This window comes from Candidatus Margulisiibacteriota bacterium, from assembly GCA_031268855.1.
In the GTDB taxonomy this organism is placed as follows: Bacteria; Margulisbacteria; Termititenacia; order Termititenacales; family Termititenacaceae; genus Termititenax.
Genome location: JAIRWS010000085.1, coordinates 1 through 24,446 on the forward strand (window position 1 = coordinate 1; position 24,446 = coordinate 24,446).

Annotated in this window: 19 protein-coding genes; 6 read left to right on the forward strand and 13 right to left on the reverse strand. The window is 52.5% G+C overall.

The window, feature by feature from the left end; translation table 11 throughout:
* From LBJ25_05195 to LBJ25_05205, 3 genes are all read right to left on the reverse strand, one after another.
* A partial coding sequence (locus tag LBJ25_05195; protein ID MDR1453350.1) for an FAD-dependent oxidoreductase occupies positions 1-1,961 on the reverse strand: 1,961 nt, incomplete at its 3' end.
* Between the two features lie 16 nt (positions 1,962-1,977).
* Positions 1,978-3,621, reverse strand: coding sequence for a 4Fe-4S binding protein (locus tag LBJ25_05200; protein ID MDR1453351.1), 1,644 nt, complete (start codon positions 3,619-3,621; stop codon positions 1,978-1,980).
* On the reverse strand, positions 3,609-4,715 hold the full coding sequence (locus tag LBJ25_05205) for a glutamine amidotransferase family protein (GenBank protein MDR1453352.1): 1,107 nt from the start codon (positions 4,713-4,715) through the stop codon (positions 3,609-3,611). Before LBJ25_05205 ends, LBJ25_05200 begins: the two co-directional genes overlap by 13 nt.
* 234 nt (positions 4,716-4,949) lie before the next feature.
* Here LBJ25_05205 and LBJ25_05210 point away from each other — a divergent pair, with 234 nt between their 5' ends.
* On the forward strand, positions 4,950-10,661 hold the full coding sequence (locus LBJ25_05210; protein ID MDR1453353.1) for a hypothetical protein: 5,712 nt from the start codon (positions 4,950-4,952) through the stop codon (positions 10,659-10,661).
* 26 nt (positions 10,662-10,687) lie between these two features.
* On the opposite strand, the gene LBJ25_05215 is transcribed toward LBJ25_05210, so the two are convergent.
* Positions 10,688-11,239, reverse strand: a complete 552-nt coding sequence (locus LBJ25_05215; protein ID MDR1453354.1) for a hypothetical protein — start codon at positions 11,237-11,239, stop codon at positions 10,688-10,690.
* An 80-nt stretch (positions 11,240-11,319) separates the two neighbouring features.
* Here LBJ25_05215 and LBJ25_05220 point away from each other — a divergent pair, with 80 nt between their 5' ends.
* Positions 11,320-11,526, forward strand: a complete 207-nt coding sequence (locus LBJ25_05220) for a hypothetical protein (GenBank protein MDR1453355.1) — start codon at positions 11,320-11,322, stop codon at positions 11,524-11,526.
* Here LBJ25_05220 and LBJ25_05225 read toward each other — a convergent pair.
* A complete protein-coding gene (locus LBJ25_05225; protein ID MDR1453356.1) occupies positions 11,501-12,448 on the reverse strand; it encodes a hypothetical protein in 948 nt (315 codons plus the stop codon). The two genes, LBJ25_05220 and LBJ25_05225, sit on opposite strands and share 26 nt — an antisense overlap.
* Entirely contained in the window at positions 12,445-13,683 is a 1,239-nt protein-coding gene (locus tag LBJ25_05230; protein ID MDR1453357.1) for a U32 family peptidase, read from the reverse strand. Before LBJ25_05230 ends, LBJ25_05225 begins: the two co-directional genes overlap by 4 nt.
* 160 nt (positions 13,684-13,843) lie before the next feature.
* Here LBJ25_05230 and LBJ25_05235 point away from each other — a divergent pair, with 160 nt between their 5' ends.
* Entirely contained in the window at positions 13,844-14,434 is a 591-nt protein-coding gene (locus LBJ25_05235; protein MDR1453358.1) for an ORF6N domain-containing protein, read from the forward strand.
* Here the strand turns inward: LBJ25_05235 and LBJ25_05240 are convergent.
* Complete coding sequence (locus LBJ25_05240) at positions 14,431-15,369, reverse strand: putative glycoside hydrolase (GenBank protein MDR1453359.1); 939 nt, start codon at positions 15,367-15,369, stop codon at positions 14,431-14,433. The two genes, LBJ25_05235 and LBJ25_05240, sit on opposite strands and share 4 nt — an antisense overlap.
* 103 nt (positions 15,370-15,472) lie before the next feature.
* Here LBJ25_05240 and LBJ25_05245 point away from each other — a divergent pair, with 103 nt between their 5' ends.
* On the forward strand, positions 15,473-16,606 hold the full coding sequence (locus tag LBJ25_05245) for an NTP transferase domain-containing protein (protein MDR1453360.1): 1,134 nt from the start codon (positions 15,473-15,475) through the stop codon (positions 16,604-16,606).
* On the opposite strand, the gene LBJ25_05250 is transcribed toward LBJ25_05245, so the two are convergent.
* Entirely contained in the window at positions 16,570-16,983 is a 414-nt protein-coding gene (locus LBJ25_05250; protein MDR1453361.1) for a hypothetical protein, read from the reverse strand. The genes LBJ25_05245 and LBJ25_05250 overlap by 37 nt on opposite strands.
* Positions 16,984-17,478: 495 nt before the next feature.
* Entirely contained in the window at positions 17,479-18,492 is a 1,014-nt protein-coding gene (tsaD, locus tag LBJ25_05255) for a tRNA (adenosine(37)-N6)-threonylcarbamoyltransferase complex transferase subunit TsaD (protein MDR1453362.1), read from the reverse strand.
* A 286-nt stretch (positions 18,493-18,778) separates the two neighbouring features.
* On the opposite strand from tsaD, the gene LBJ25_05260 reads away from it, so the two are divergent.
* Positions 18,779-20,044 carry an ammonium transporter gene (locus tag LBJ25_05260; GenBank protein MDR1453363.1) on the forward strand — a complete coding sequence of 422 codons (1,266 nt, stop codon included), beginning with the start codon at positions 18,779-18,781 and terminating at the stop codon, positions 20,042-20,044.
* A gap of 27 nt (positions 20,045-20,071) precedes the next feature.
* A complete protein-coding gene (locus LBJ25_05265; GenBank protein ID MDR1453364.1) occupies positions 20,072-20,413 on the forward strand; it encodes a P-II family nitrogen regulator in 342 nt (113 codons plus the stop codon).
* A gap of 130 nt (positions 20,414-20,543) precedes the next feature.
* Here the strand turns inward: LBJ25_05265 and clpX are convergent, their stop codons facing one another.
* The 4 genes from clpX to LBJ25_05285 all read right to left on the reverse strand — a co-directional run bounded on the left by clpX (position 20,544) and on the right by LBJ25_05285 (position 24,367).
* Positions 20,544-21,818 carry an ATP-dependent Clp protease ATP-binding subunit ClpX gene (gene clpX / locus LBJ25_05270; GenBank protein ID MDR1453365.1) on the reverse strand — a complete coding sequence of 425 codons (1,275 nt, stop codon included), beginning with the start codon at positions 21,816-21,818 and terminating at the stop codon, positions 20,544-20,546.
* A 2-nt stretch (positions 21,819-21,820) separates the two neighbouring features.
* Complete coding sequence (gene clpP / locus LBJ25_05275) at positions 21,821-22,411, reverse strand: ATP-dependent Clp endopeptidase proteolytic subunit ClpP (protein ID MDR1453366.1); 591 nt, start codon at positions 22,409-22,411, stop codon at positions 21,821-21,823.
* Between the two features lie 77 nt (positions 22,412-22,488).
* Entirely contained in the window at positions 22,489-23,802 is a 1,314-nt protein-coding gene (tig, locus tag LBJ25_05280) for a trigger factor (protein MDR1453367.1), read from the reverse strand.
* A gap of 4 nt (positions 23,803-23,806) precedes the next feature.
* A complete protein-coding gene (locus LBJ25_05285; protein MDR1453368.1) occupies positions 23,807-24,367 on the reverse strand; it encodes a cell division protein SepF in 561 nt (186 codons plus the stop codon).
* Positions 24,368-24,446: the final 79 nt, after the last annotated feature.

A 24,446-nucleotide genomic window follows, 5' to 3' on the forward strand; every position in this document is an offset into this window, starting at 1 on the left:
CCGCCGATGGCTTCGACCAAAAGCCCCAGTTTGGCCAGATCGCCGATCGCGTAAACATTGCTCTCGAACAAACAGCCCGCGCCAGTTTTCAAATAACCGCGCTCCAATTCCGGTTTGTCCAGCAGGCCGTCCACGATCGGCGTCTCGCCAATGGCAATGATCACCGTATCCGCCGGCAGCACACGGCCGTCTTTTAGTTTCACGCCGGTATCAGTAATCGCTTCTGTAAAAGCCGGCCAGAGCAGCCTGGCGCCGAGAGCCTCCGCGCGCGCTATCTCCTCCGCGAAAGCCGAGGGCTTTTGTACATCGACAGCCGTCACTTCTTTGGCGCCGCAAGCGTACGCGCCAAAGATAACGTCCATACCGGAATTGCCGCAGCCGATCACCACCACTTTTTCACCGATCGGCGGTTTTTCACCGTTATTTACCTTGCGCAAAAACTCCAGCGACGGCAGGATTTTTTCCTTGCCGGGCCAGGGCGGAGTTTTCGGCTGATAAGCGCCGGCCGCCAGAACAACAAAGTCATAATCTTTTTTGAGTTTCTTATAAAGCTTTTGGTCGACCGGAGTATTGATCTTAAACTCAATACCGACAGACTGCAGGCGTTTTAATTCTTTTTGCAAAATCTCAAAATTGAGCCGTTCGCGTGACACCGCGTGAAAAAGTTTGCCGCCGATCTGCGCGTCTTTTTCGTAAACAGTCACCGCATGGCCGCGCAGACGCAGAAGCCAGGCCGCCGTCAGGCCGCCCACGCCTGAGCCGACTATGGCGATTTTTCGGCCGGTGGCCGCGGCGATCTGCGGCGCTGGCAGATCCGCGCTAAAAGTCCCCAGCGTTTTAATATTGAGCGGAGTATCCACCCGGCAGCGCGTGCAGGCCGTCATGCAAAGGTTGGGGCAGACCGAGCCGCAGACCGAGCCGGGAAAAGGCGTGTATTCCAAAATCAGCCGATAGGCTTCCTCGCTCTTATTTTGGCGCAGCAACGCAAACCGGAGCTGCGAGGGAATACCCGCGTGGCAGGCCGATTCGCAGGGCGCGGAGTAAATATAATTTTTCCATTCCGGTAGGCGCAGCCGGTCTTCCGCATGATTGACCAGCGTGATTAGGCGGTTGTCGTCAGGATAAATATCGCCAAAAATCCCGCCCGGCACATTTTGCAGCCACTCGTTTTTATGAAAGGCTTTGACCGCGCCGAATTGAGACTTAGCCGCGGCGCGTTCCGTGTAAGACTTGGCGACAATTTTTTTCCACTGGGTCAGGTCTTTGAGCTGCGTTAATAACTGCTCGCGCTGGATTTTTTGCAGGAAGACCGGCAGGCCGGCGGTCAAGAATTTTTTGTCCGCCTCGTCCAGCTCGGCGATCTTGACCGTCGCCAGCGAAACATTGCCCGGGGCGCCGCGAAAATACACCACACCCCCGACCATGCCGGCACAGGCGCGGTCGCCCAGCAGCGGCAGGCCGGCTGGCGTGTCCACGCCGCAGACCACCGCAATGCCACCGCCCATAAATTCAAAACCGAAAGAACCGATATTTTTGAGTATCCATAATTCCGGCGGCGCATAGGCCGGATCATGTTTCATCAGCGAACCGGTGCGCGTGCCGCCGCGGCCGCCGATATAGATCTTGCCGGAAGCCGCGCAATGTCCGGCTGTATCTCCGCCGTCGCCGCGCACGATGATCTCGCCGCCGGCATTGAGCCAGCCGACATCCGCCGAAGTCGCGCCTTCGACCACAATAGTCGTGCCGTCCATACACATCGAGCCCAGCCGCTGTCCGGGATTGGTCACTTTAAAAGTCAAGCGGCCTTTGGGCGACCAGAGCGGCCCGCCAATATCGTGCTGACCGCAGGCGGCGATCTCAAATTCCGTCTCGCCGCGCTCCAGCCCCTGATAAATTTCCTGTAGCAGCTCCTGTGTCGAGAGCCGTTTGCTGCCTTCCAGCGATTGTATTTTTATGACCATTTCAATTTATCCTTTATCAACACGCATATGGTATTTTCAGCTGCTCAGCCACCGCTTTGTCCGTGGCGACCAGAGCGTCCGAGCGTCCCACCGGCAGAGAGCTGTTACCGATCGGCGCCATCAGCTTGCGCATTTCCTGATCAAAAGCCAGCAGATAATCCACAATATTTTGCGCGGCCTTGTCCACATCCAGACGGCGCACCAGCTTGAGGTCCTGCGTCGTGATGCCGGTCGGGCACAGGCCGGTGTTGCAGGAATTGCAGCGGCCGTGATCGTTGCCGACGCAGCCCATGAGCTGCAGCAGAATTTTACCGACAGACACACCGTTGGCGCCCAGACAAATTAATTTGAAAGCGTCCGCCGCCGCGTTGCCGGTCATGCCTACGCCGCCAGCGCCCCACAGCGGGATCTGCCCCTGCCGTCCCTGCTGCACCGCGGCTAGATAACAGTCGCGGATCTTGGAAACGATCGGGTGGCCGGTGTGGTCAAGCGACACTTCATTGGCCGCGCCGGTGCCGCCGTAAAGCCCGTCAATAAAATAGCCGCCGACAATGTGATACGGATCACGCAATAAATTGTTGTAAATAGAGACCGACGAAGCTGTCGCCGAAGTTTTGATACCCACCGGCACGCGGAATTTAAACGCCGCGTTCATGGAGAGGAACATTTTTTGCACGGACTCTTCGATAGAATACAAACCCTGATGATTGGGCGGCGAAAGCAGATCGGATTTCGGCACGCCACGGATCGCTTGAATATGCGGCGCGACTTTGGCGGCCATGAGCAGCCCGCCGTCGCCGGGCTTCGCGCCCTGGCCGATCTTGATCAAAATGCCCGCCGGATCTTCCGGCATTTCCGGCATGGCCTTGATGATACGGTTCCAGCCGAAATGACCGGAAGCGATCTGCAAAATCATGTATTTCAGATATTTGGATTTGAGCAGACGCAGCGGCATGCCGCCTTCGCCGGAACACATGCGCACCGGCAAATTGTATTTTTCATTGAGACAGGCCGTGGCCAGACAGATCGCTTCCCAGGCGCGTGGCGAAAGAGCGCCGATAGACATATCGCCGAAGATCAACGGGTAGATCCAGCGCACGGGCGGCAGAGTTTTGTCGAGATTTAATTTGCCATCTGCGCCGACTGAAAGCGGCATTTTGTCCGCGGGCAGGATGCGGCCAAACGGCGCCAGAATATCGAAAGTATGCCGCTCGGCGTCCAGCGAGGGATCGGTCATTTGGGAAATCCGGCCAACCACAATCTTGTCAAAAGTCCGGTCGCCAGCGTTTAGATTGGCGCGGCCGCCGCGCTTGATCGGCGAGCCGCCCTCGCGCGCAAAAATCTCCCAGCGGCTGTCCGCGTTGCGCTGCGGGCGGATCGCGCGGTTGGGGCAAGTTTTTTCGCATAGGCCGCAGCCCACGCAATGATTTTTAACTGTAGTCGTCTGCTTGATGACCGGCACCGCGTAACGCTCGCCTTCCACCGGTGTCGGTATGTCACCCTGCGAATAAGTGTAGCGGCGCGCTTCCATCGCGGCATGTATCGCCTGGAAAGTGCAGGCCGCGACACAACTACCGCAGAGTTTACAGCGGCAGGGATCCCATTCGATCCGCCAGGGCAGATCGTTGGCAGTCAATTCATTGACCGTTACTGCTTCCACCGCATTACCTCTAAATTATTGTCGATCACGATCGTTTCGCGCTCGTGGGGATAAATGTCTTTTTCCTGATCGCGCCCGGGCAAGACAACATTGAGGCCGCAGACTTCGGAAGAGAGCGCCACCATGTCGCCGTCACTGCCGACCACGATCGGCCGCAGTTTTTTGGAATCATTCACATTGATGACCCGTCCGTCCGGCAGCACGCCAATAATTGTGTTCGGGCCGTTGATTTCCAGATGCGGCAAAGACTGGCGCAAGGCCAGCAAAACATTTTTGTCCTCACGCCGCAGCAAATCCTGAAACGGCAGCGGCGTAATGACATGCTTGTAATACTCCAGCGGCCATTTTAATTCGCGCTGCAAATAATGCAGCGTATAGAGAAAACACTGCGAATCCGACTCAAAGCCGAGGTACCCGCGGTGTAGCGAACTTTGAAATTCCTTGTTTTTTACATAAAAAGTATTTTCGCCGTTGGCCAGCACCGTGTAACCCTGCAGGAAAAACGGATGCGCGGCGTAGCGCACAATAGCGTAGTTGGTATTCTGGCGGCACTGCACGGTGATAATTTTCGCGCAAAAATCCGTATCTTCCTGCCAGAGATTGAAATAAACGCCGATATCCGCCGGATTGCCGATCTCTTTGAGCGTCAGGACATCCGGCCAAAAAGAATAAACGAAAGCGCCATCGTTCTCCGCGGTCAGCACGCGCAAAGCTAGACGGGTGTCGGTCAGGAGATCTTCTTTGACGGCCAGCTCGGCATTTTGATAACCTGACGGATAATCATAAACCTCAAAATTGTAATGCTCCAGCAGCGCGATATCCAAACCGGCCCGCGGCGCGCGGCGCGGCGACCACTCAAAACGCAGGGTGAAACCCTGGCTCTGCATATAACTGTGAATTTTTTCCACGCTGGCGGAATTGCCGGCGTAAGACAGCAGCGGCAGTTTTTTGTACGGCGCGAAAACCCCGCCCAGATCCTGCATAACCATGGCAAAACCGGAATTATCGTGGCCTTTTTGCTGGGGCAGCATCAGGTACAAAACTTTGGACGGATGCGTGTATTTTTTGCTTTTTAGCGCGCCGACTCTGCACATAGGTGGGAAATTATTACACCTTGCCAATTTTTTGACAACGCGACTTATTACAAATTTGTTGCAAATAAATTACCGGCGCTATTTCGAGCTTTTGCCCAAATCAAGGCCAATCTTGAAAACCAGAAAAAGATTACTCTATACTATAAAATACAAGCCTAAATAAATGAAATGTTTGGCCGAAATCTTCGATAAATTAAGCGGAAACTCCAAATTAAGGAAGTGTCTGTGCTATTTATGCTGAAAAAATACATTTCTATTATCGAATCTCTGCGAAAAACCGCGCGTGTTCTGTCCAATCCATTTACCGAGCTGCTCAAGCTGACCGAATTGGCCAGACTGGACATACCGGCGGCGGATAAAGCGGCGATCTTAAGTCTGGGACAAAAATACAACCGCTACCAAAAAACTCTGGCTCCGGCCGCCGGACCAGCACAGCTTCCGCCGCGGCTGACCGATGAGGAAAAGGACGCCTATTATCTATCCGGCAAAAAACGCCAGACCACGGCCGAAACCAGCCACTATAAAAAACTGCTGCGGGAAATTGCGCGGCGGCATGACCCTCTGCAGTATTTAGCCCAAGCCCGGGCCGCGGATCTTTCCGGTTTGGATACTTACGGCCGGGCGCTGGTGCAAAATCTGATCGCTTCCCGTCAGGCCATGCTGGAGCTAGACCGCGGCCAAACGGAGCGGCAGACTATAACTTTTGTTTTCAGCGTCTATCAGGACCTTAACCGGCTGCAGCCGCAGTCCGCTATTTTTACCGGTGAAAATTTTTTGGCAGTAAAGTGCCAGCAGTTGGATTATCTTTTTGAGGGTTTGCAAAATTTTGACTGGCAGCTTTTGCTCGCCGAGGATGAATACTACGCTGATACCGCCAAGACCAAAAGCAGCACCGTTGCGCAGATCAGAAAATTGCTGGACACCCCGCAGTTAAGCCCTTTTGCCGCTAAAGTAAAAACCTTTTTTCCGGAAGAGCTGCTGCCAGAGCTCGCCCAGTATCAGAAACATTCAGAAATCTTTAAGCGCATCTTTGCGCCGGCTGACCCTTTGGAACAGGTCAAGCGTTTTACCGAGAACAGCCACAAAGGCGGAATGATCCAGTTGCTTTTGCGCAAAGCTCTGACCGGCCAGCCGGCAGCTATTATTTACACCGACAGCGACACTTCGCACGATCTGGGCGTCAGCGGTCTTTTGCTAAAAGAGCTGTACACCGGACAGGCGGCGGCCGTGATCGCTTCACGGCGCATCCCCGGCGCGGTGGTGGCTAATAAATCCCGGGAGCGCAATCTTTACTCGACTGTTTATCATCTGCTGGTCGAGCTGGGTTTTGGTCTGGGGGTCAAAGACACGCAATCTGGACTAAAAGCCCTGCGCCCGGAGGCTCTGCGGGCGGTACATTCTCAATTCACAGAATTGGGCATGAGTTTTGACGTAGAGTTATTGAAGCTGCTGCAAAACGCGGGTTATCAGATCGCGGAAATTCCGGCGGTCTGGCGGGACTCGCCTTACGAATCCCGGTCTGCGGATCAGGCCGCGGCCATGGCCGGAGGCTTGCTACGTATTTACCAAACGATTTATCGGCAGGAGAAAAACGCCGGTCTGGAAGATCTGCTGGCGCGGCTGCAGGCCGAGCCGGAATATCCGGCGCTGCGAAGACTGGCGGAAAACCCCAAATTGACAGCGTTCACCAGAAACAGCTTCAAGCTGCTGGCCAGGGTGCAGGTCAAAGATATTCGGGATTTTTTGCGGCTAGCCCAGCAGCTTATCGAGCAGCTGGCTTACGACCCTGACGCCATCACTCAAGACAGTCTGGAAAAATTACTGGCCGCTGGACGCCGCTGTTTCAATATTTTACGCCGCAGCCATTTGCTGGATTTTCTAACCGCCAATTACCCTGAGCTTTTGCCGGCGCTGGAGCTGCTGCGCAAAGACCGCCGTTATCTAAAAATTATTTTTCCTTTGTTTTTTGGCCGCAATATTATCAGCGCGCTGCTGGGCGTGGACGGCGCGGCGGCCATACAGCGCGGGGGGGGGGGGGGTAACGAAAGTTTGTCCGCCTGGCTGGCTCATTACACGGCGGACATTCAGGCCGCCCGGAATTTCAAACCGGCGTCCCTGACCGCGCAAACTTATACACCGGGACAACTGGCACGCATCAACGCCGCTGTGGACATTTTGCGGAATACCCTACCCCGACGGACAGCGCCGCTCAAGGTCGGACTGGTGTTTTTAAATAACCGCAGGCTGGACCCGGATTCTCTAGCTATTCTGCGCACTCATTTGCGAGATTTGCAGAGCCATATTCAAGGCCTGCCCAATCTGCAATTTGAGATAGTCATCGCCGGAGCCGACAGCAGCCGGCCAACCCCGGCGGAAGAGCAAAATCACCTCCAGAGTTTGGCCACAGAACAGATCAGGATAACGTACCTGCCCGTCAGCGACGAGTTTGCCAAGGGGAAATTTATCCGGCATGCCTGGGCTGTGCTGTCCCGGCAGCATAATCCGCCGGAACTGCTGGCTTTTATGGATCACTCCTACAAGATCAGCATTTTGGAAACCCTGCCCCTGCTGGCCTGGACTCTGGAAAATTACCACAATCCCGAAGACGCCGTGCTGATCGGTTCGCGCCGGCTGGAGCTCAGCGAAGTCCTGAACAAATCCCAGGCGCTGGAATTGCGCAGCCTGGTCTTGAACATTTTGATCAAAAGCTTGTTTCCCAAACTGCAAGATGTTGCGGATACTCAGACCGGTTTAAAAATAGTCGGGCGAAATGTCTGGGAAAAACTGGACACCACGCCCTGGTCGGCGGACGGTTACGGCTGGGAAATAGAGCTGCTCAATAAAGCGGCGGTGGTTTATGATCGGGACAAAATAATCAAAGAACAGCTGGACAAATTGCCGCCGTTGGCCGCCCAGCATGAAACTTTTCTCAAAAAATTATTCAGCCAGCCGTTTTGGACAACGCGCCAGTCCGGCCCAGAACAGAAAGAACAGCTGAAAAAAATCGTCGAGCAGCAGAGAAAAATCCTGTCAAAACTGCAGGAAGAAACTTTCTGGCTGATGCAGGACAACCCGTCTGCTATTACGGAGTTATTGCTGTCACTTTTCTCGGCCGAGCTTGATTACGACAATCTCCTGTGGGCTGGCATAGAGCTAGACAAAGATCCAAAAATCGCCGAACAAACGCTCCTGGATCTATTTAAGGAAACTTCTTGGGCTGAAAAAATCGAGAGCCTGGTCGCCAAAATAGAAAATTTGCAGCAGCTACCCGAGATCATTAAAGAATTTCCGGTAGCTTTCAACGACAATACCAGCCAGCTGAATATTACTTCCGGCGAAAAAGCGATCTGGAATGTGCTGGAAGAAATGCTCAAAATACTGGCCGCGGCGGGAAACTATACTTACAGCGATCCACATAACGAGCTGAAATTCATTGCCGGCGGCGCGGACGGCATGGTTTTTGAATATCGCAATAAAGTTCTCAAAATACCTAATGAAAATTTTGACGTGGATTTTTACGATATGCTGAAATATCTGCTCCTGCCTGACCGCAAAACTATGCGACGGCAAGACTACGCCCAGCGGCTGGTCGAACACAGTCTGACGGATAAATTGACCGGACACCCCCTGTTGTCCAGATTGATCCCGCATTTGCGCGCCTGGCCGGAAGCCAATAGTTTTATTCTGCGGCTGATCTCTCTGGCGGAGAATAAAGATTATAAATCCACCGGTTATCCGCTGGCATTTCAGCGCGGCAAGAACCTGATCATCCCTATGTCACGGCAGAAAAATCCTTTTCAGGCCGATTATCGGGGGCGGACTTACCACTTCACCCCGGAAGACAATATTCTAGTCATGCCCAAAGCCGAAGTAGTCCGCAGCAGACTGCACGAAATTATCAAAAAAAATGACCTGCCCGGCTTCAACGCTCTGCTCAATGATGTCACCGCGCTGATGCACAAGCTCTGGAAACGCGGCTTGTTTGACATGGACACCAATATCATCGCTGATCTGGGCTACTATCGCGGCCGTTTGTATTTACTGGACCCCGGCGAATTGATCAATAATCCGGATCCGGAAATCCTGCGCCATTTGCAGGAATATTTGCAGCGCCGCACGGACTATATAGAGCTGCGAAGCCTGCTCGCCGGACATAAACCAGCCGCGGAAATGCTGGCGGAATACTGCCGTCAGATGAACGCTTTGTTTGATTATATGAGCGCTGATCTGCGCAAGCAGCTGGAACAAAAAAGGGGAGATTTTAATTCAGACCGTGGCGATTTTACCCTGCATGGTCCGGAAATCATTCAAGGGCATTATAAAAGTCCCGCTCATAATTATCGCTGGAGCAAACAGCATTATTTGTTTTTCTCTAAAGCCGAAATGAATAAAAAATACACGCCTTTTCAAAAGAGCCTGCCCGTGGTTCAGGCCGCCGAGCCGGCCAGGGTCGCTTATTTTCAAAATCCTGGCGACGCTCAGGTCAAGCAGGTTTTGGAATGCGAGGCTCTGGCCCAGCCTCTCCAAAAAAATGTCATATTTGCCGTGCAGGGCGGTCAGGGTTTTCGGACGGGCTTATTGGGTCTGGCGGCCGGCGGCAAAGAAAATATCCGCTTCAATGGTCGCCCGTTGTCTGAATGGGTACTGGCCAGCAACGCCAAACTGCTGCAAGCGCGCGCCGCCCAGCCGCTGATCGCCATAGTTTCTATCGACAATTATATGGAGTACCGCCAGGAAGATATTGACAATATCGAGGAATATTTTGCTTTGCCGGAAACGCCCGGCGCTTTTTTTTATGATCTGCCGGCCTACAGCCAGACCGAGAGAATGCCGGAAACTCTGGAGGAATTGACGCATTATTTTATGAACTCGGAAATATTCTGGCGGGATTTTCGCTATTTTCAGGACAACATTCCTTTTGTGGCCGGCCCGGCGCGGCGTAAAAAAAACATTCTGGAAACCCTGCCCAAGGCGGCGCTGGCTAACTGGCAAACTTTTTTGCCCGCTGCCGAATATGCTGAATCTGCGGAGAATAGGCAGAGTTCGTCCCTGCCGTCTTTCCCTTTTGCCGCGCAGACCGCGGCCATTCTGAAGCGTTTTATTTTATACGCTTCCAATCAAAGACGCGGCGTAAAAGCCCCTTACACGGTCATTATGACCCAGGATTTTCTGAACGATCTGCGGCAGGAGATCGATCCTAAAATACCGAATTATGTCGGACACGAAATTACCTGGCACACTTTATTCTGCGCTTTAAAATACGATCAGTTCTTGTGGAAGATGCTCAAACCCAAACCGCTGGACTCCGCCGTCTGGCAGGATCTATATCAGACAATGCGCGCTCTGGGCAGCAAGCATCATATTTACCTTGACCCGCAGGCTAATCATCCGCAGAACAAGCTGCGGGTATTTTACGGCTCCTGGGCGGCGCTGGATAATCCCTGGTATGACATTATCAAATTTGCCAAACACAACAGCGTCAAAGTTCGAGGCATGAATATTTATGTAGAGAAAAGATTTCCAGCGCCCATGCGCGCCGCCTATCAAAAAATCATCCAGAATTGCGCCAACAACGACGTGGTCATTATGGGCGACCCTCGCGCGATCAAGGGCATTATCAAGATCGCGGCCAAAGATTTCAAGCAGGAACAATCCAAACGCAAAACTCTTTTATACAATATCAGTCTGCCGGATGGCTATGTTATCGAACTGCCTAAAAATCATATGCTGGTCCAGCTGGCCAGTCCGCCGGACGGCGCGCTCCGTTACTATTCTATGACCATACGTCCGCTGTCCAGAACTGACCTCGGCCGGGAAATGGTTTATGATTATGAACTGAACACTGGCAATAATACTTACACCGCCAGCCCGCACCAGCCGTATGAAGACTTTTTCAACGAACGTTTTAATTCTAGCTATTTCCAAAATTCTGAATCTCAGCCCTAAAATTTATTAAGGCCGCGCGTAAGTTTTTATTTTGGCTGTTTCTTTTTCTCAAGACTGCTGCGCAGGCTGCTGTTCAGAATATTCTGACCGCGGGCTTGTATCTCCTGAATGTCTTCTTTGGCCTGTGCGAGTTTGGCTTGAATAACGCGCTGGATTTTGTTTTGGAACAAATGCCGCAAAGCATCTTTGCCGACGGTATCCTTGAGCCTGGTCAGCTTGTTGTCGAGCTGAAATTGTTTGTTGAATTTTGCCAGCATATTTTTGGTCTGGCTTAAGGCTTTCTCTTTAAGTTGAGCGGTCTGCGTGTTAAGTTTGTCTTTATCTGTAATTTTTTTCTTGTACTCCAGCGCTGTGTCTTTGTATTTAAATATTTTTTGCAGGAACGGCAAAGTTAATATTCTGCTTTTCAGTTCCTGAATTTTAGCCAGCAGCTGGTGATATTTTTGTAAAAGCAAATGCGTAACCAGCTCGGACGTGTTGTTGCTGGCGGGCGCAGGTTTGAGCTTGACCTCGGGCAGAGGGGCTTTGACCTGCGGCTTGATCTGCAGTTCGACAGCGGTATTTTCTTTGTCAGCCATGCTCTATATATACCCAGAATACGTATTTTTATACCCGTGCGCGCATTGTGATACGCGTACAGTCATATTATAATTTACCCATGCCGGAAAACAATAAATTTAACGACAACATTCAACTCTTTAATCAAGAACAGCTGTCCAAAATATTTAATGAGCTTGATCTTGATCCGCAAAAAGTCGCGCAGGTCAAAAAAACTGCGCCGCCCAAGAACTTGCCGCCCGATCCCGCCAAGAGCGCGGCGGATATTCTCAAACAGAATTTTATTGCTTCGGAGGCAGACGAATAGCGGCTTCGGCGGCGCCGGCGGCGGTGAATTTCTCCGCGGCAATATCCACGATAATTTTCTGAGCTTTGACCACCGCGTTGTTTTCCGCTTGAGTGTACTCACCGTCCGACAGGTAGATCAGATTTTCTTTTTCGCTGTAAAGGGCGCTACGGCCGGACGCCTGTTTGCCGGCCTGTTGGATCAACACATTGCCGCTCAAGGTCATTTGCGCGAAATCGCCGGCAACATCGGCCTGCAGCGCGTCCGCGAAGATCTGCGTTTTCGCGCGGCGCAGCTCATTGGCGGTCTGCTCCGCTTCGCGCGTTAGGCGCACCTTACCCCGCGCGGTAAAAATATCCTGCCGCAGATCAACGATCAATTCCTCGGCGGTCAGGGTCGTGTCTGGCCGCGCCAGAACAGTGTCCGCGCCAAAAAATAACTGCTGCGCCGCATGGTCGATCTCCGCCCGGCTGGCGTTAATGCGCGTGCCGCGGTCAACGACCAGGATTTTTTTCTGTAGCGTCGACCTTTTATTGGCCGCGCTGTAATTGAGCTGCTCGCCCCAGATGCTCACCGGCTGCTGACCGCCGCGGCGCAGCACAGCGCGAAAGCCTTTGTCCGCATGCAGTCTTTCCTGCGGCGCGTTGGCCTGCACTTTACGGGCGGAAAGTTCGTCCAGCAGCAAGCGGCCATTGTCATACAATTTGCCGTTGTAAATATTTTCGATCACGGCATGATCGATATTCAACGCCGACCAGATGTAACGCGACTGCAGCGACCAGAGCAGCCGGCCGTCTTTGTAGCCGCGCACGGTAGTGTCGGCCAGCTCGATTTTTTTCTCCGGCGCGGTGTTTTCCGTCTCGAGACGGCCGGCGCTCTGCAGCAGCCAGGCGGCGCCCAGCAAAATCAGCAGACCAGCGAGTGTTAAATAACGTTTTTTCATCTTCGAGCTTTGATAAGTATAGAGTATTTGCTGACCGGATCAATATCCTGGCCGCGCAGCTCAGCGGTAACCAGATAAGAATTATGCGCCGTCGTGATCATTTCGCCATTGCTTTTGCGCATTTGGCTGAGCTTAATTTTTTGTATGGCGTTAATTTTGGGGTCGAGTATTTCCAGCTCATCGCCGCCGCCAAATTGATTGCGGCCGGAGATCGTTATTTGCTGGCTTTGCGGATCATAATTTTCCACCACGCCGACAAAATCGCAGCCCTTGAGATACGCGGAGCTTTCCGGATATTCCGTAGGCTGGCCGCCGGGGAACAAAAAGCCGTCGGTGTAAGGCCGGTGCGAGATTTTGGCCAGATTGTCACGCCAATCCTGCCGGACGCTGTATTTTTCCGGCGCGGCTAAATAAGTGTCTAGAGCCTGGCGATAAACTTTGGTCGTCATGGCCGCATAAAAAGCGGATTTCATCCGGCCTTCTATTTTGAAACTGTCGATACCGGCCGCGAGCAGTTCCGGCAGATGCTCAAGCAGGCAGAGGTCGCGGGAGTTTAAAATGTAGAGCCCGTTGCGGTCTTCCTCGGCGGTAAAAGTTTCCGCGGTGTCCGCCGGCCGAAAAGAATACTCCCAGCGGCAGGGCTGTGCGCATTCGCCGTGATTGGCCGAACGCCCGGTGAGATGCCGCGAGAGCAGACAGCGGCCGGAGTAGGCGACGCACATTGCGCCGTGCACAAAAATTTCCAGCTCGGCTTCCGGCACGGCGGCTTTGATTGCCCGCAGCTGCGCCAGAGAAAGCTCACGCGCCGCGATGATCCGCGCCGCGCCGTTATTCAGCCAAAACCGCGCCGCCGCGGAATTAGTCGTATTGGCCTGCGTGCTGATGTGCAGCCTGACATTTGTGCCGGACTCGCGCAGTATCTGCAAAACTCCCGCGTCAGAAACGATCGCGGCGTCAATGCCGAGTTTTTCCGCCGCTTTAAAATAGGCCAGCATTTTTTTCAACTCCTGATCAAAAGCGTAAATGTTGAGCGCCAGGTAAAATTTGCAGCCGTGCTCGTGCGCGAAACGAATGCCCGCGCCTAACTCATTGAGCGTGAAAGAACCGCCGCCTGTGCGCAACGAATAATCTCCCGCGCCGGCATAGACCGCGTCCGCGCCGAAACGCACCGCGGTTTGGAGTTTCTCCAGATCGCCGGCGGGAGAAAGTAATTCCGGTCTCTTAAATGTCGGCATGACTAAATTATAACATTACAACATTACATCCTGCTTATCGGAACAGTTGTTGCTGATTATGCGGTATTCCTATTGCCGCGCCGCTTGGCATTTTTCTTGCATTATTGCCTGTTATAGGTTGGCAAAAAAGTTAGCGATTTTGCTGAAAGGAGCATAATTTATGAAGAAACAAGAGTTGCTAATACAGGCAGAGTTTATCGAAAATAAAATCTTGCTCATTCGCAGGAAAAAGGTCATGCTGGATCTGGATTTGGCCGAATTGTATGGAGTAGAAACAAAACAGCTCAAGCGGGCGGTTAGAAGAAATGCCTATCGTTTCCCGATAGATTTCATGTTTGAATTAACCAAAGCGGAGATGGAAAACTTGAGGTACCAAAATGGCACCTCAAGTTGGGGTGGACAGCGTTATCTGTCTTATGCTTTTACTGAGCATGGTATTTTAATGCTTTCCAGTGTGCTTAACAGTAAACGGGCAATTCTAGTCAACATTCAAATCATGCGTGCTTTTACTAGGCTGCAGCAGATATTGCTTTCACATAAAGACCTGCGAATTAAAATAGAGCAAATTTTGCGAGAACAGGAAAAACAGCGCGGTAAATTTTTGAAATACGACCAACAAATCGCTACGATATTTAATGCTATAAAACAACTTCTGCAAAACGACGAAGCGATACAGCGGCAGATAACTTACAACGAGGGAAAAGAACAAAACAAAGCGTGGGGATTTCGGCCACCGGAGAGAAAATCCTAATACAATAGCACGTTTTCGGATACGCCGAGATACTGATAAATTTCGCTTTTGGTTTTGGGCGGCCGCTGGTACAACGCGCCGTAATTTTTGACCACGGCCAGCGCCGTCGCGTATTCATTGCCGGCATGCCAGATAAAAAATCCGTCCGTGCCGGCGTCTTCGCAGGCGCGGATCTGCTCGCGGATATAATTAGACAAATTCATGCTGGCGTAGCCGAGATTCATGGCAAAGCCCTGTATATAGGGGATCAGGCGCACCGGCCGTCCCTCGAGTTTGTTTTTGCCGAGTGTCGAACCTTCGAGCAGCGTGCGGTAAGGATTGCTTAGACGCAGGCGGTCGCCGTAAAAATGCGACGGATAAAGCATCGGACTGGCCGCGTCGATATAGGGCGACAGGCGGCGCAGATCCTGGCCGATGATGTGATGCGGCTGATACGCCACCGAGCCGAAAACATCCACGCCAAGCGGAATATTCGCAGAGACGCGCGCGTCCCGCAAAAATTTTTCGATGATGTCTTTTTTACGCGGATCAGGCGCGCCGCGGTCGGAAAAACGAATATAGTCGTACTGGATTTCGTCAAAGCCCAGCCCGGCGGCCTCCCGGGACAGGGCTAATTTCCTCTGCCAATTTTGCGGGTCTTCGGCGGTCTGATACGTCGCGCCCAACCCTTCCTCAAAAACAACAATGCGCGCGATGAGATAGAGGCCGAGTTCTTTGGCGTAGTCCAGATTTTTCAGATAAACCGCGTTCGCGCCGTCAAAGTCGCAGACGACAGTGTTCAATCCGCTCTCTTTGACATTTTTCAGCAGCGGCTGGCAGCGTTCCGGATAATTCATCGTCCAAACGCTGACGTACACGCCGCAGATTTTTTCCGGTTTGGCGCAGGCCAAAGAAAACAAAAACAAGAAACTAAATAAAATTTTAAGCGGCCGCATCGTTTCAGGATTTTAACATGAAACTTCCGCAAAACTAACTTTTGTTTTTTCTTGAGTAGACAAATAATGCCGGAAATAAAATGGAGATGATATAATGCCTGACATGAAACCTTACGTTTTCATTCTGGCCGGCGGGTCGGGCACACGGCTGGCGCCGTTGTCGCTCACTTTGCCGGGCAAGCTGCCCAAGCAATTCCTGCCGCTGGTCGGCGCCCGGACTATGCTACAGCAAACTATCGAGCGCGTGCCGGACGGGCGGATTGTCGTGGCGCCGGAAGAACGTTATGTGCCGGATATTCGCAAACAGTGCGGCAAAGCAACGGAGATTTTAGCCGAGCCTTTTGGCTGCAACACCGCCGCCGCTGTGGGTCTTTGCGCTCTCTACGCGCGGCAAAAAACCGGGGACGACAAGACTGTGCTTTTTTTTCTGCCGGCGGATCACATTATGGACAAAACGGTTTTTGGGCAGCTGTTTGCGCGGGCCGTTGAGCGCGCCTCCGGCGGCAAAATAATCACGATCGGCATCACGCCAGACCGTCCAGAGACCGGCTATGGCTACATAAAAACCAGCGGCTCCGGCGCGGCATTGAATGTAGAGCGTTTTGTGGAAAAGCCGGATCTGCCGACGGCGCAAAAATATCTGGCGGAGGGCGGTTATTTCTGGAATGCCGGAATATTTGCCATGACTGCCCAGACCGCGCTGGCGGCTTTGGCACAGGACGCGCCGAAAATTTACAGCGCTCTGCAGGGCATCGATTTTGCCAAAAATCTGTCGGCGGAAATCGCGCGTCAGTACCAGATCATCAAAGCTAAAAAGCAGAATATTTCGATCGACTATGCCGTCATGGAAAAAGAAGCGGCCAATATGGAGCTGCTGCCCGCGCCGCCCGCGCTGGCATGGAATGATGTCGGCGGCTGGATCGCCCTGCGCAAATATTATCCGGTGGACGCGCAGAACAATCTGGTTATCAACTACACTGCGGAGAAAATTCAGATCACCGGCCTGCAAGACCTTTTGGTGGTGAATTCCGAGAACGGGATTTTGATTTGTCCGCAGACTCTGGCACAGCGCGCCAAAGAAATTATCGCCGGGCTGGAAAAAAAACTGACCGCGGAAAGCATAGACTGCCAAAATGTGCTTATCGAAAACCACACGGCGCGTTACGTCGGCGCGATCGGCCTGCGGAATGTCAAAGTAGCTTACCGGACTGGCTGGCTGGAAATCATAAAACTATAGAGTTCCTGACCCTGTCCGCCGGTAAACCGGCGCAGCATTTTTAGCAGAATTTTGCGGGATTTGTGATCCAGCTGGCTGAACCGTTCCAGCAGTTCTTGTTCATTGACCCGCGGTACAGCGCGGGCGGGAATTTTTGGCTTAGTTTTGGCAAAGTCTTTAAACCACCAGTTCATGTCCAGACCGTAAGCCTGATTGATCCGCATCAGTGTGGCCAGATGCGGCAGCTGCTGTCCTTTGAGCAGCCTACAGTACTGAGCATAATCTAGATCTAAAAAATCGGCGCTTTCTTCCAGCGTCTTGTGATTTTTCGAGCGCAGCTGTCCCAGCTTTTTGCTGATCAAGGATTTTAAATTTTGTTCGACGGCTTTACTGTCCATAGGCCATATCCTTTCTTGAGTATCTTGATTAATTATAAATATAACAACTGCCCCAATTTGCATTATTGAGCAAATGCATATTGCATTTCATCATAAAGAGTGTTATAATCACAGGCATTAAATCTACAGAAAGCACGGGCGGGAATCAGCCTTTTACTATAAATACAGTGCCGAGTTATTACACGGTGATTTACATAATGAAAGTTGCTTAAATTTCGGTATTTATGTCCTTGGCAGACCGGGCGTTAGATTTTCTGATGTTTTGCCTGCGGTAAAACACCTCACCAGTCTGTCGCTTACGCGACAGCCAGCTTCTCCTTGCCAAGGAGAGGCAGCAGCGGCAGCTGCGGTGAGGTGTCTCGCGCCAGCGAGACATAGAAACTCTCTCAAGATTGTCTAATAAAATCAAATTATTCAGCAAAATGGTAAGTATAGTGCCGAGTTATTACACGGTGATTTATGTAATGAAAGTTGCTTGAGCGGAAACAACTTAATTTACAATTCCCAATTTGGCTGCGCCTGAATATTCAGCGGCGCAAAGCTTTTCTCCTGCCACTGCTGTATAGCCGCGCCGGCGATCATCGCCGCATTGTCCGTACAGAACTTTAAGTCCGGCAGATGCACGCGCCGCCTTTGGTGTTCTCCTTCCGCCGCCAGTGTCCGGCGCAGGGTTTGATTGGCCGCCACGCCGCCGGCCAGATAAATATGCTCGATATTGTATTTTTGCGCGGCGGCCAGCGTGTTTTCCACCAGCGTGTCGACGACGGTTTTTTGAAAAGCCGCGCAGACGTCAGCCGCGCGCGCCGCCGGATTTTGCCGGCAGTAATTCAGCACATTGGTTTTAAGCCCGCTGAAACTAAAATCAAACTCGCTTTCCGGCACGCGGATCCTGGCTTTGCTAAATTTTATAGCTGCGGGATCGCCGCTCTGCGCCAGCTTGTCCACGAGCGGGCCACCTGGATAACCGAGCCGCAATATCCGCGCCGCTTTGTCGTAGGCCTCTCCCGCCGCGTCGTCAATAGTCCGGCCGATAGTCTGATACCGGCCAGCCGCGCGGGAGATAATGAGCTGCGTGTGTCCACCGCTGACCAGCAGACACAAAAAAGGATAAGGGATGTCCATTTTTTTTTGCGGCTGTGCGGAAATAAAATTGGCCATAATGTGCCCGGCCAGATGATTCACAGCGATGAGCGGTTTTTGGTAAATGTAAGCCAGCGTTTTGGCGGCCTGCAGCCCGACTAGCAGCGCGCCGAGCAGCCCGGGTCCCTGTGTGACGGCAATTGCGGATATGCCGCTCATATTTTTCGCGGCTTTTTGCAAAGCCCGCTCGATAACAATATTGATCGCCTCGACATGCATACGCGAAGCGATCTCCGGTATCACACCGCCGTAATCTTTGTGCGTGTCGATCTGCGTGGCGACGACATTGGCCTGAATTACGCCGCGCGTGTCGGCTACCGCCGCCGCCGTTTCATCGCAGGAAGTTTCGAGGCCGAGAATATAATCCATTGCTTTAGAATATCAGAATTCGCGGCGAAAGGAAATTTTGCTGCGCTATATTTACTACATTTTTGTATCATATATAGTCAAATAATAACATTTTTGTAATACGATCACTGCGCCGGACGCTTTTTTTGGGCGTAAACGCGCTGTTTTTCTGATCTGGCATATTTCCTGCAAACACCAGAGCATCAATTTTTTAAGGAGGTAGTATTTTATGCGAATTTTGCAGAGAATCTTTAAGAGAGGGAGCGCGCGGCTAGGCTGGGTGGCCTTGCTGCTCAGCGCGGCGGCTATGGCGGAGCCGCAAACCATCGCGGTCAGCGGCGAGCGGGGCGCGGTCAATCTGATCTGGATGCTGCTGGGCGGGTTTTTGGTGTTCTGGATGCAGGCGGGTTTTGCGATGGTCGAGACAGGTTTTACCCGTGCGAAAAACGCGGTCAATATTATCGCCAAAAATTTAATGGACTTTGCGTTGGGCTGTCCGGTTTATTTTGCGATCGGCTACGGGGTGATGTTCGGCGCCAGCAAGTTCGGACTTTTCGGCACGAGCAATTTTTTCCTGAACGGCGTGACGGATATGTGGGACATCGGTTTCTTTTTTTTCCAGGCGATGTTCGCCGCGACCGCCGCGACAATCGTTTCGGGCGCGATGGCCGAGAGAACGCAGTTCAAAGCCTATTTGTTTTACACCGTGTTTATCAGCGCTTTCATTTATCCGGTAGTCGGCCACTGGATCTGGGGCGGCGGCTGGCTCGCGCAAAAAGGCTTTCTGGATTTCGCCGGCTCGACAGTGGTGCACTCCGTCGGCGGCGCGGCAGCTCTGGTCGGCGCTGCTTTTTTGGGGCCGCGTATCGGCAAATACAGCGCTGACGGCCGTTCCAAAGCGATTGTCGGGCACAGTCTTCCGCTAGCGGCGCTCGGCGTGTTTATTTTGTGGTTCGGCTGGTTCGGCTTCAACGGCGGCTCGACTATCGCCGCGACCAACGCTAACATTTCGCTGGTGCTGGTCACGACAACTCTGGCGGCGGCGGCGGGAGCGTGCGGCGCGCTGTTTTTTTCCTGGTTTAAATTTGGCAAGCCGGATATCTCTATGGCCTTGAACGGCTCTCTGGCCGGATTGGTTTCCATCACCGCGCCAGCTTATGATGTAAGCGCGGCCAGCTCGCTGATCATCGGCCTGATCGGCGGCGTGCTGGTAGTACTTGCGGTGGAATTCATTGACAAGGTTCTACATATCGACGATCCGGTGGGCGCGTCTTCGGTGCATCTAGTCTGCGGCATCTGGGGCACACTGGCTCTAGGGCTTTTCGCAGAAAGCCAGTACGGCAACGGCGTAAACGGTTTATTTTTCGGCGGCGGCTGGCAGCAGCTGCTGATCCAGCTAGAAGGCTCGCTCGTTGTGATAATCTGGACAGTCCTTGCATCCGCGCTGGTTTTTGCCGCGGCTAAATACCTGATCGGCCTGCGCGCTAGCCGCGAGGAAGAGCTCAAAGGCCTGGATCTTTCCGAACACGGCCAGGAGGCCTACGCTGGATTTGAGATTTTCAGCAACGAATAAACTAAATAAACAAAAGGAGGCAAGAAAATGAAACTAATTACTGCGATTATTCAGCCGGAAAAACTGCCGGACGTAAAACAAGCTCTATTCGACGCGGATGTGTCTAAAATGACCGTCAGCAATGTGATCGGCGCCGGACAGCAAAAAGGCTACACCGAGAACTACCGCGGCGTGGTTTCGGAGATCAATCTGCTGAAAAAAGTGCGCATTGAGATCGCGGTCAACGATAATTTCGTTGACAAGACAGTCGAGGCCATCACCAAAGGCGCGCGCACCGGCAAGATCGGTGACGGTAAAATTTTTATCACCGAGCTTAAAGAATGTATCCGGATCAGAACGAAAGAAACCGGCAAAGACGCGATAGGGTAAAGACACCACGGACACTGAGCGGAGTATCCTGCGGATACGCTGGCGAAGTGTCCTATCAAAAGAACCCCCGTCTTAAAAAACGGGGGTTTTGTTTAAGCTATTTTGGCCAGAATATAGAGATAAAATAGTTCTAAGCGGCGTCTTCTTTGATTTTGGCGGCGCGGCGCGTGTAGTTTTCCAGCACCTTGTCCTTGTCCACGACGACCTCGCGCTGCTCTTTGTCCACTGGCGCGCTGTACATAATATCGAGCATGACGCTTTCCACCACGGAGCGCAGGGCGCGCGCGCCGACTTTGCGTTTCAAGGCCAGCGTGACAATTTCCCGCAGCGCGTCCGGGGTGAATTGCAGCTCTACATTATCGTAACGCAAAAGCTTCTGATACTGCTTGACCAGCGCGTTTTCCGGCTTGGTCAAAATTTCGAGCATGGCCTTTTCGTCCAGCTCATTGAGCGCGGCGATCACCGGCAGACGGCCGATCAGCTCCGGTATCAGACCGTACTTCAGCAGATCGTCCGGCAAAACTTCCTCAAAAACTGTATCTTTGTGCTCGGCTTTGGCTTTTTTTTGCGCGGCGGTCTCAAAACCGATAGTCCGTTTATTGGCGCGGCGTGAGATGATCTCGTCGATGCCGGAAAACGAGCCGCTGCAAACGAACAAAATATTCGTCGTGTTCATCTGAATAAACTCACCCTGCGGATGTTTGCGGCCGCCGGCGTTTTGCGGCACATTGGCGACAGTGCCTTCGATCATTTTGAGCAGGGCCTGCTGCACGCCCTCACCGGAGACATCGCGGGTGATCGAGGGGTTTTCCGATTTGCGTGAAAGTTTGTCGATCTCATCGATAAAAACAATGCCCATCTCGGCTCTCTTGAGATTGCCGCCAGCCGCCTGCAGCAGACGCGACAAAACATTTTCCACATCCTCGCCCACATAACCCGCCTCGGTCAAAGTCGTCGCGTCCGCGATAGCTAGCGGCGCATCGAGAAAACGCGCTATGGTCTGCGCGATCAGCGTCTTGCCCGAACCGGTCGGCCCGACCAGCAAAATATTGCTTTTGGACAATTCGGTTTTATCGAGATTGTTTTTATCCTGATTGGAGAGCAGCCGCTTGTAATGATTGTAGACGGCCACCGCCATAATTTTTTTAGCGCGGTCTTGACCGATGATATATTTGTCCAGATTGGCGTGGATTTCCGTCGGGATTTTGAGCGTCTCCAGCGAAAAACTTAAAGGCTGGTCGGCGCGGGGCGGCGGATTTAATTCCGCATCAAGCATTTCCTTGCAGCGGTTAATGCACTCGTCGCAGATCACCCCGCCGGAAACACCAGCGATGATCTGCCGCACTTGATCACGGCGCCGACCGCAAAAGGAACAGATCGCGTTATTATTGCTGCCGGTCAGCATTGTTATTTTAATTTGGTCGGCGAAATGACTTCGTCGACCAGGCCGTATTTTTTGGCTTCTTCCGGCGACATAAAAAAATCGCGGTCAGTGTCTTTTTCGATCTGCTCCATAGTCTGGCCGGTATGCTTGACCAAAATGTCATTGATCGCTTTTTTCAAACGCATCACTTCATTGGCCTGAATCTGAATATCCGTGGCCTGGCCCTGCGCGCCGCCAATCGGCTGGTGGATCATGATGCGCGCGTTGGGCAGAGCGTAACGTTTACCGGTCGCGCCGGAGGCCAGCAGCAAAGCGCCCATGCTGGCCGCCTGCCCGATGCAGATCGTCGAAACCTTAGGATCAATGTACTGCATCGTGTCGTAAATCGCCAAACCGGCTGTCACCACGCCGCCCGGCGAATTGATGTACATGGAAATGTCTTTTTCTTTATCTTCCGCCGCCAGGAAAATTAACTGGCCGACGATCAAGCCGGCGGTTAAGTCGTTGATCTCGTCGCTGACAAAAATAATCCTTTCTTTGAGCAGGCGCGAGTATAAATCAAACGCGCGCTCTCCTTTGGAAGACTGTTCGATAACTGTTGGCACATACGGCATAAAGAACCCCCTTGTTATTTTGCTATATTATACCCGCGGCGCGGATAAATATACCTTATTCAGAAATCCCTGAATAATTACTGTTCAGTTATTTTAGCGTTATTCAGCAAAAAGTCCAGCGTTTTGTCTTCGGTCAAATAACGCGCGATATTTTCCTTGAACGCCGGCGGCAGAGTTTTTTTGTATTTTTCAATTTCCTCAGGCGGCAACGGCTCGCGGCGTCCGCCGTTTAAAATTCGCTCCAGCTCCGTATCGATCTCCTCGGCGCCTGGTTTAATTTCCTCTTTTTCGGCGATCTTTTCCAGCAGCAAATCCAACTTAGCGCGTTTTTCGGCGGCCGGCCGGTAATCCTGACGCAGAGCGTCTTTAGTTTTGTTGAGCATCTGCAAATATTTAGCCAGCTCCAGACCGCGATTTCGCAGATCGGCCTCCAGATTGCGCAGCATAATATCGATCTTTTCCCGCACCAGAGCTTCCGGCACAGCGAAATCATTGGCCTTAACCAGCTCCTCCAGCAAATTATTTTTAGCCTGACTGTCGGCAGTCTGTTTTTTTTGTTTTTCTAAATTGGCCTTGATCTCCTCGCGCATTTCGGCCAGCGACTGTTTGGCGCTGACTTTCTGGATAAATTCATCGGTCAATTCCGGCAAAACACGCTCTTTGATCTCCAGCAGTAAAATCTCAACTTCCACTTCCTGACCGGCGGCTTCTTTGACAAAATAATCCGCATTGACTTTGATCTTAAATTTTTTGGTCTCCTGTACGCGCAGACCGGCAACTTCCCGGTCAAAATCCGGCGACATAAAATTCGTGCCGATACGCGTGCCGGTGCGCTCTTTGGTCAAAGCCGTCAGGGGCTGGCCGTCCAGCGTAAAAGCCTTGATGGCATAGCCGATCAGATCGTCATTTTGGGCGGGACGTTCGACAGCTTTGTACTCGGCGTGATACTCGCGGATCTGCGCCAATTCTTTGTCGATCTCCTCGGCGGAAACTTTGTCCGCCGGACGCTGTATCTTTAAATTTTTGTATTTTTCCAGCTTCACTTCCGGCTTGACATCGACGGCCAGCGCGAAAACAAAGCCTTTTTCCCTGCTCAAGGCTTTCACTTCCACGTCGCGCGGATAATCCACCGGCTGGAGTTTTTCCGCATCGAGCGCCTGCCGGTAACAGTCATTCATCACGATAGTCGAGGCGCGTTCCAGCAAAAGCGCCGTACCGTAATGCTTCTCAAAAATCGGGCGCGGCGCTTTACCCGGCCGAAAACCCGGGATTTTAGCGTCCTTGGCCAATTCCCGAAAAGCCGGTTCGGTGGCTTTTTCGACATCGGCATAATCCGCCTCGATCTCCAGGGAGATCGTAAAATTACTGCGTTTATTTTTTAAAACTTTCATAAGATTAATACGCCGCCGCGGCGTATTCCGGCGCGTTTTGATAAGCTGGCTGCGCGGCATAGGGCTGCGCCGTGTAAGTGCCGGTGGCCGCCAGATATTGACCGGCTTCCGGCGCGGGCTGCTCGGCGGGAGTTTCCGGCGCGGCATTCAAAAGGTCTTCCGCGCTTTGACTGCCGTCCTCAAGATTGAGATTGACCGTCGCGCACAAGATCACATTGGCGCCGATCTTGCGGCAAATACCGTTGTTGCCGTACACCGCGCCGCCGACAAAATCGATCAGCTGCCGGGCTGTTTGCACATCGAGATATTTATAATTGATGAGCACCATATAGCCGGCGCGCAAAGCGGAAACAATATCGCGGGCGTCGGCGCCGGCATTGCGCGGCTCGGCCAGCCAGACATTGGCGGCCAGAGAACGCACGGGCTGCGGCTTCCACACGCGCGGCTCGGATTTGACCGGCGTCTGCGTGACGCGCGCGGTCGCGGCTTTCAGAGGCGCGGCGGCTTCCGACGGCTTATCGCCAAAGCCCAAAAATTCCGCTACTTTCGTCAAAGTACTGCGCATGAAATCCCCCCAAGAATTAAGTGCTGGGAGAAATTATACAATAAGCGGCAGGAGGAAACAAGCCATCTTACTGGCCTAA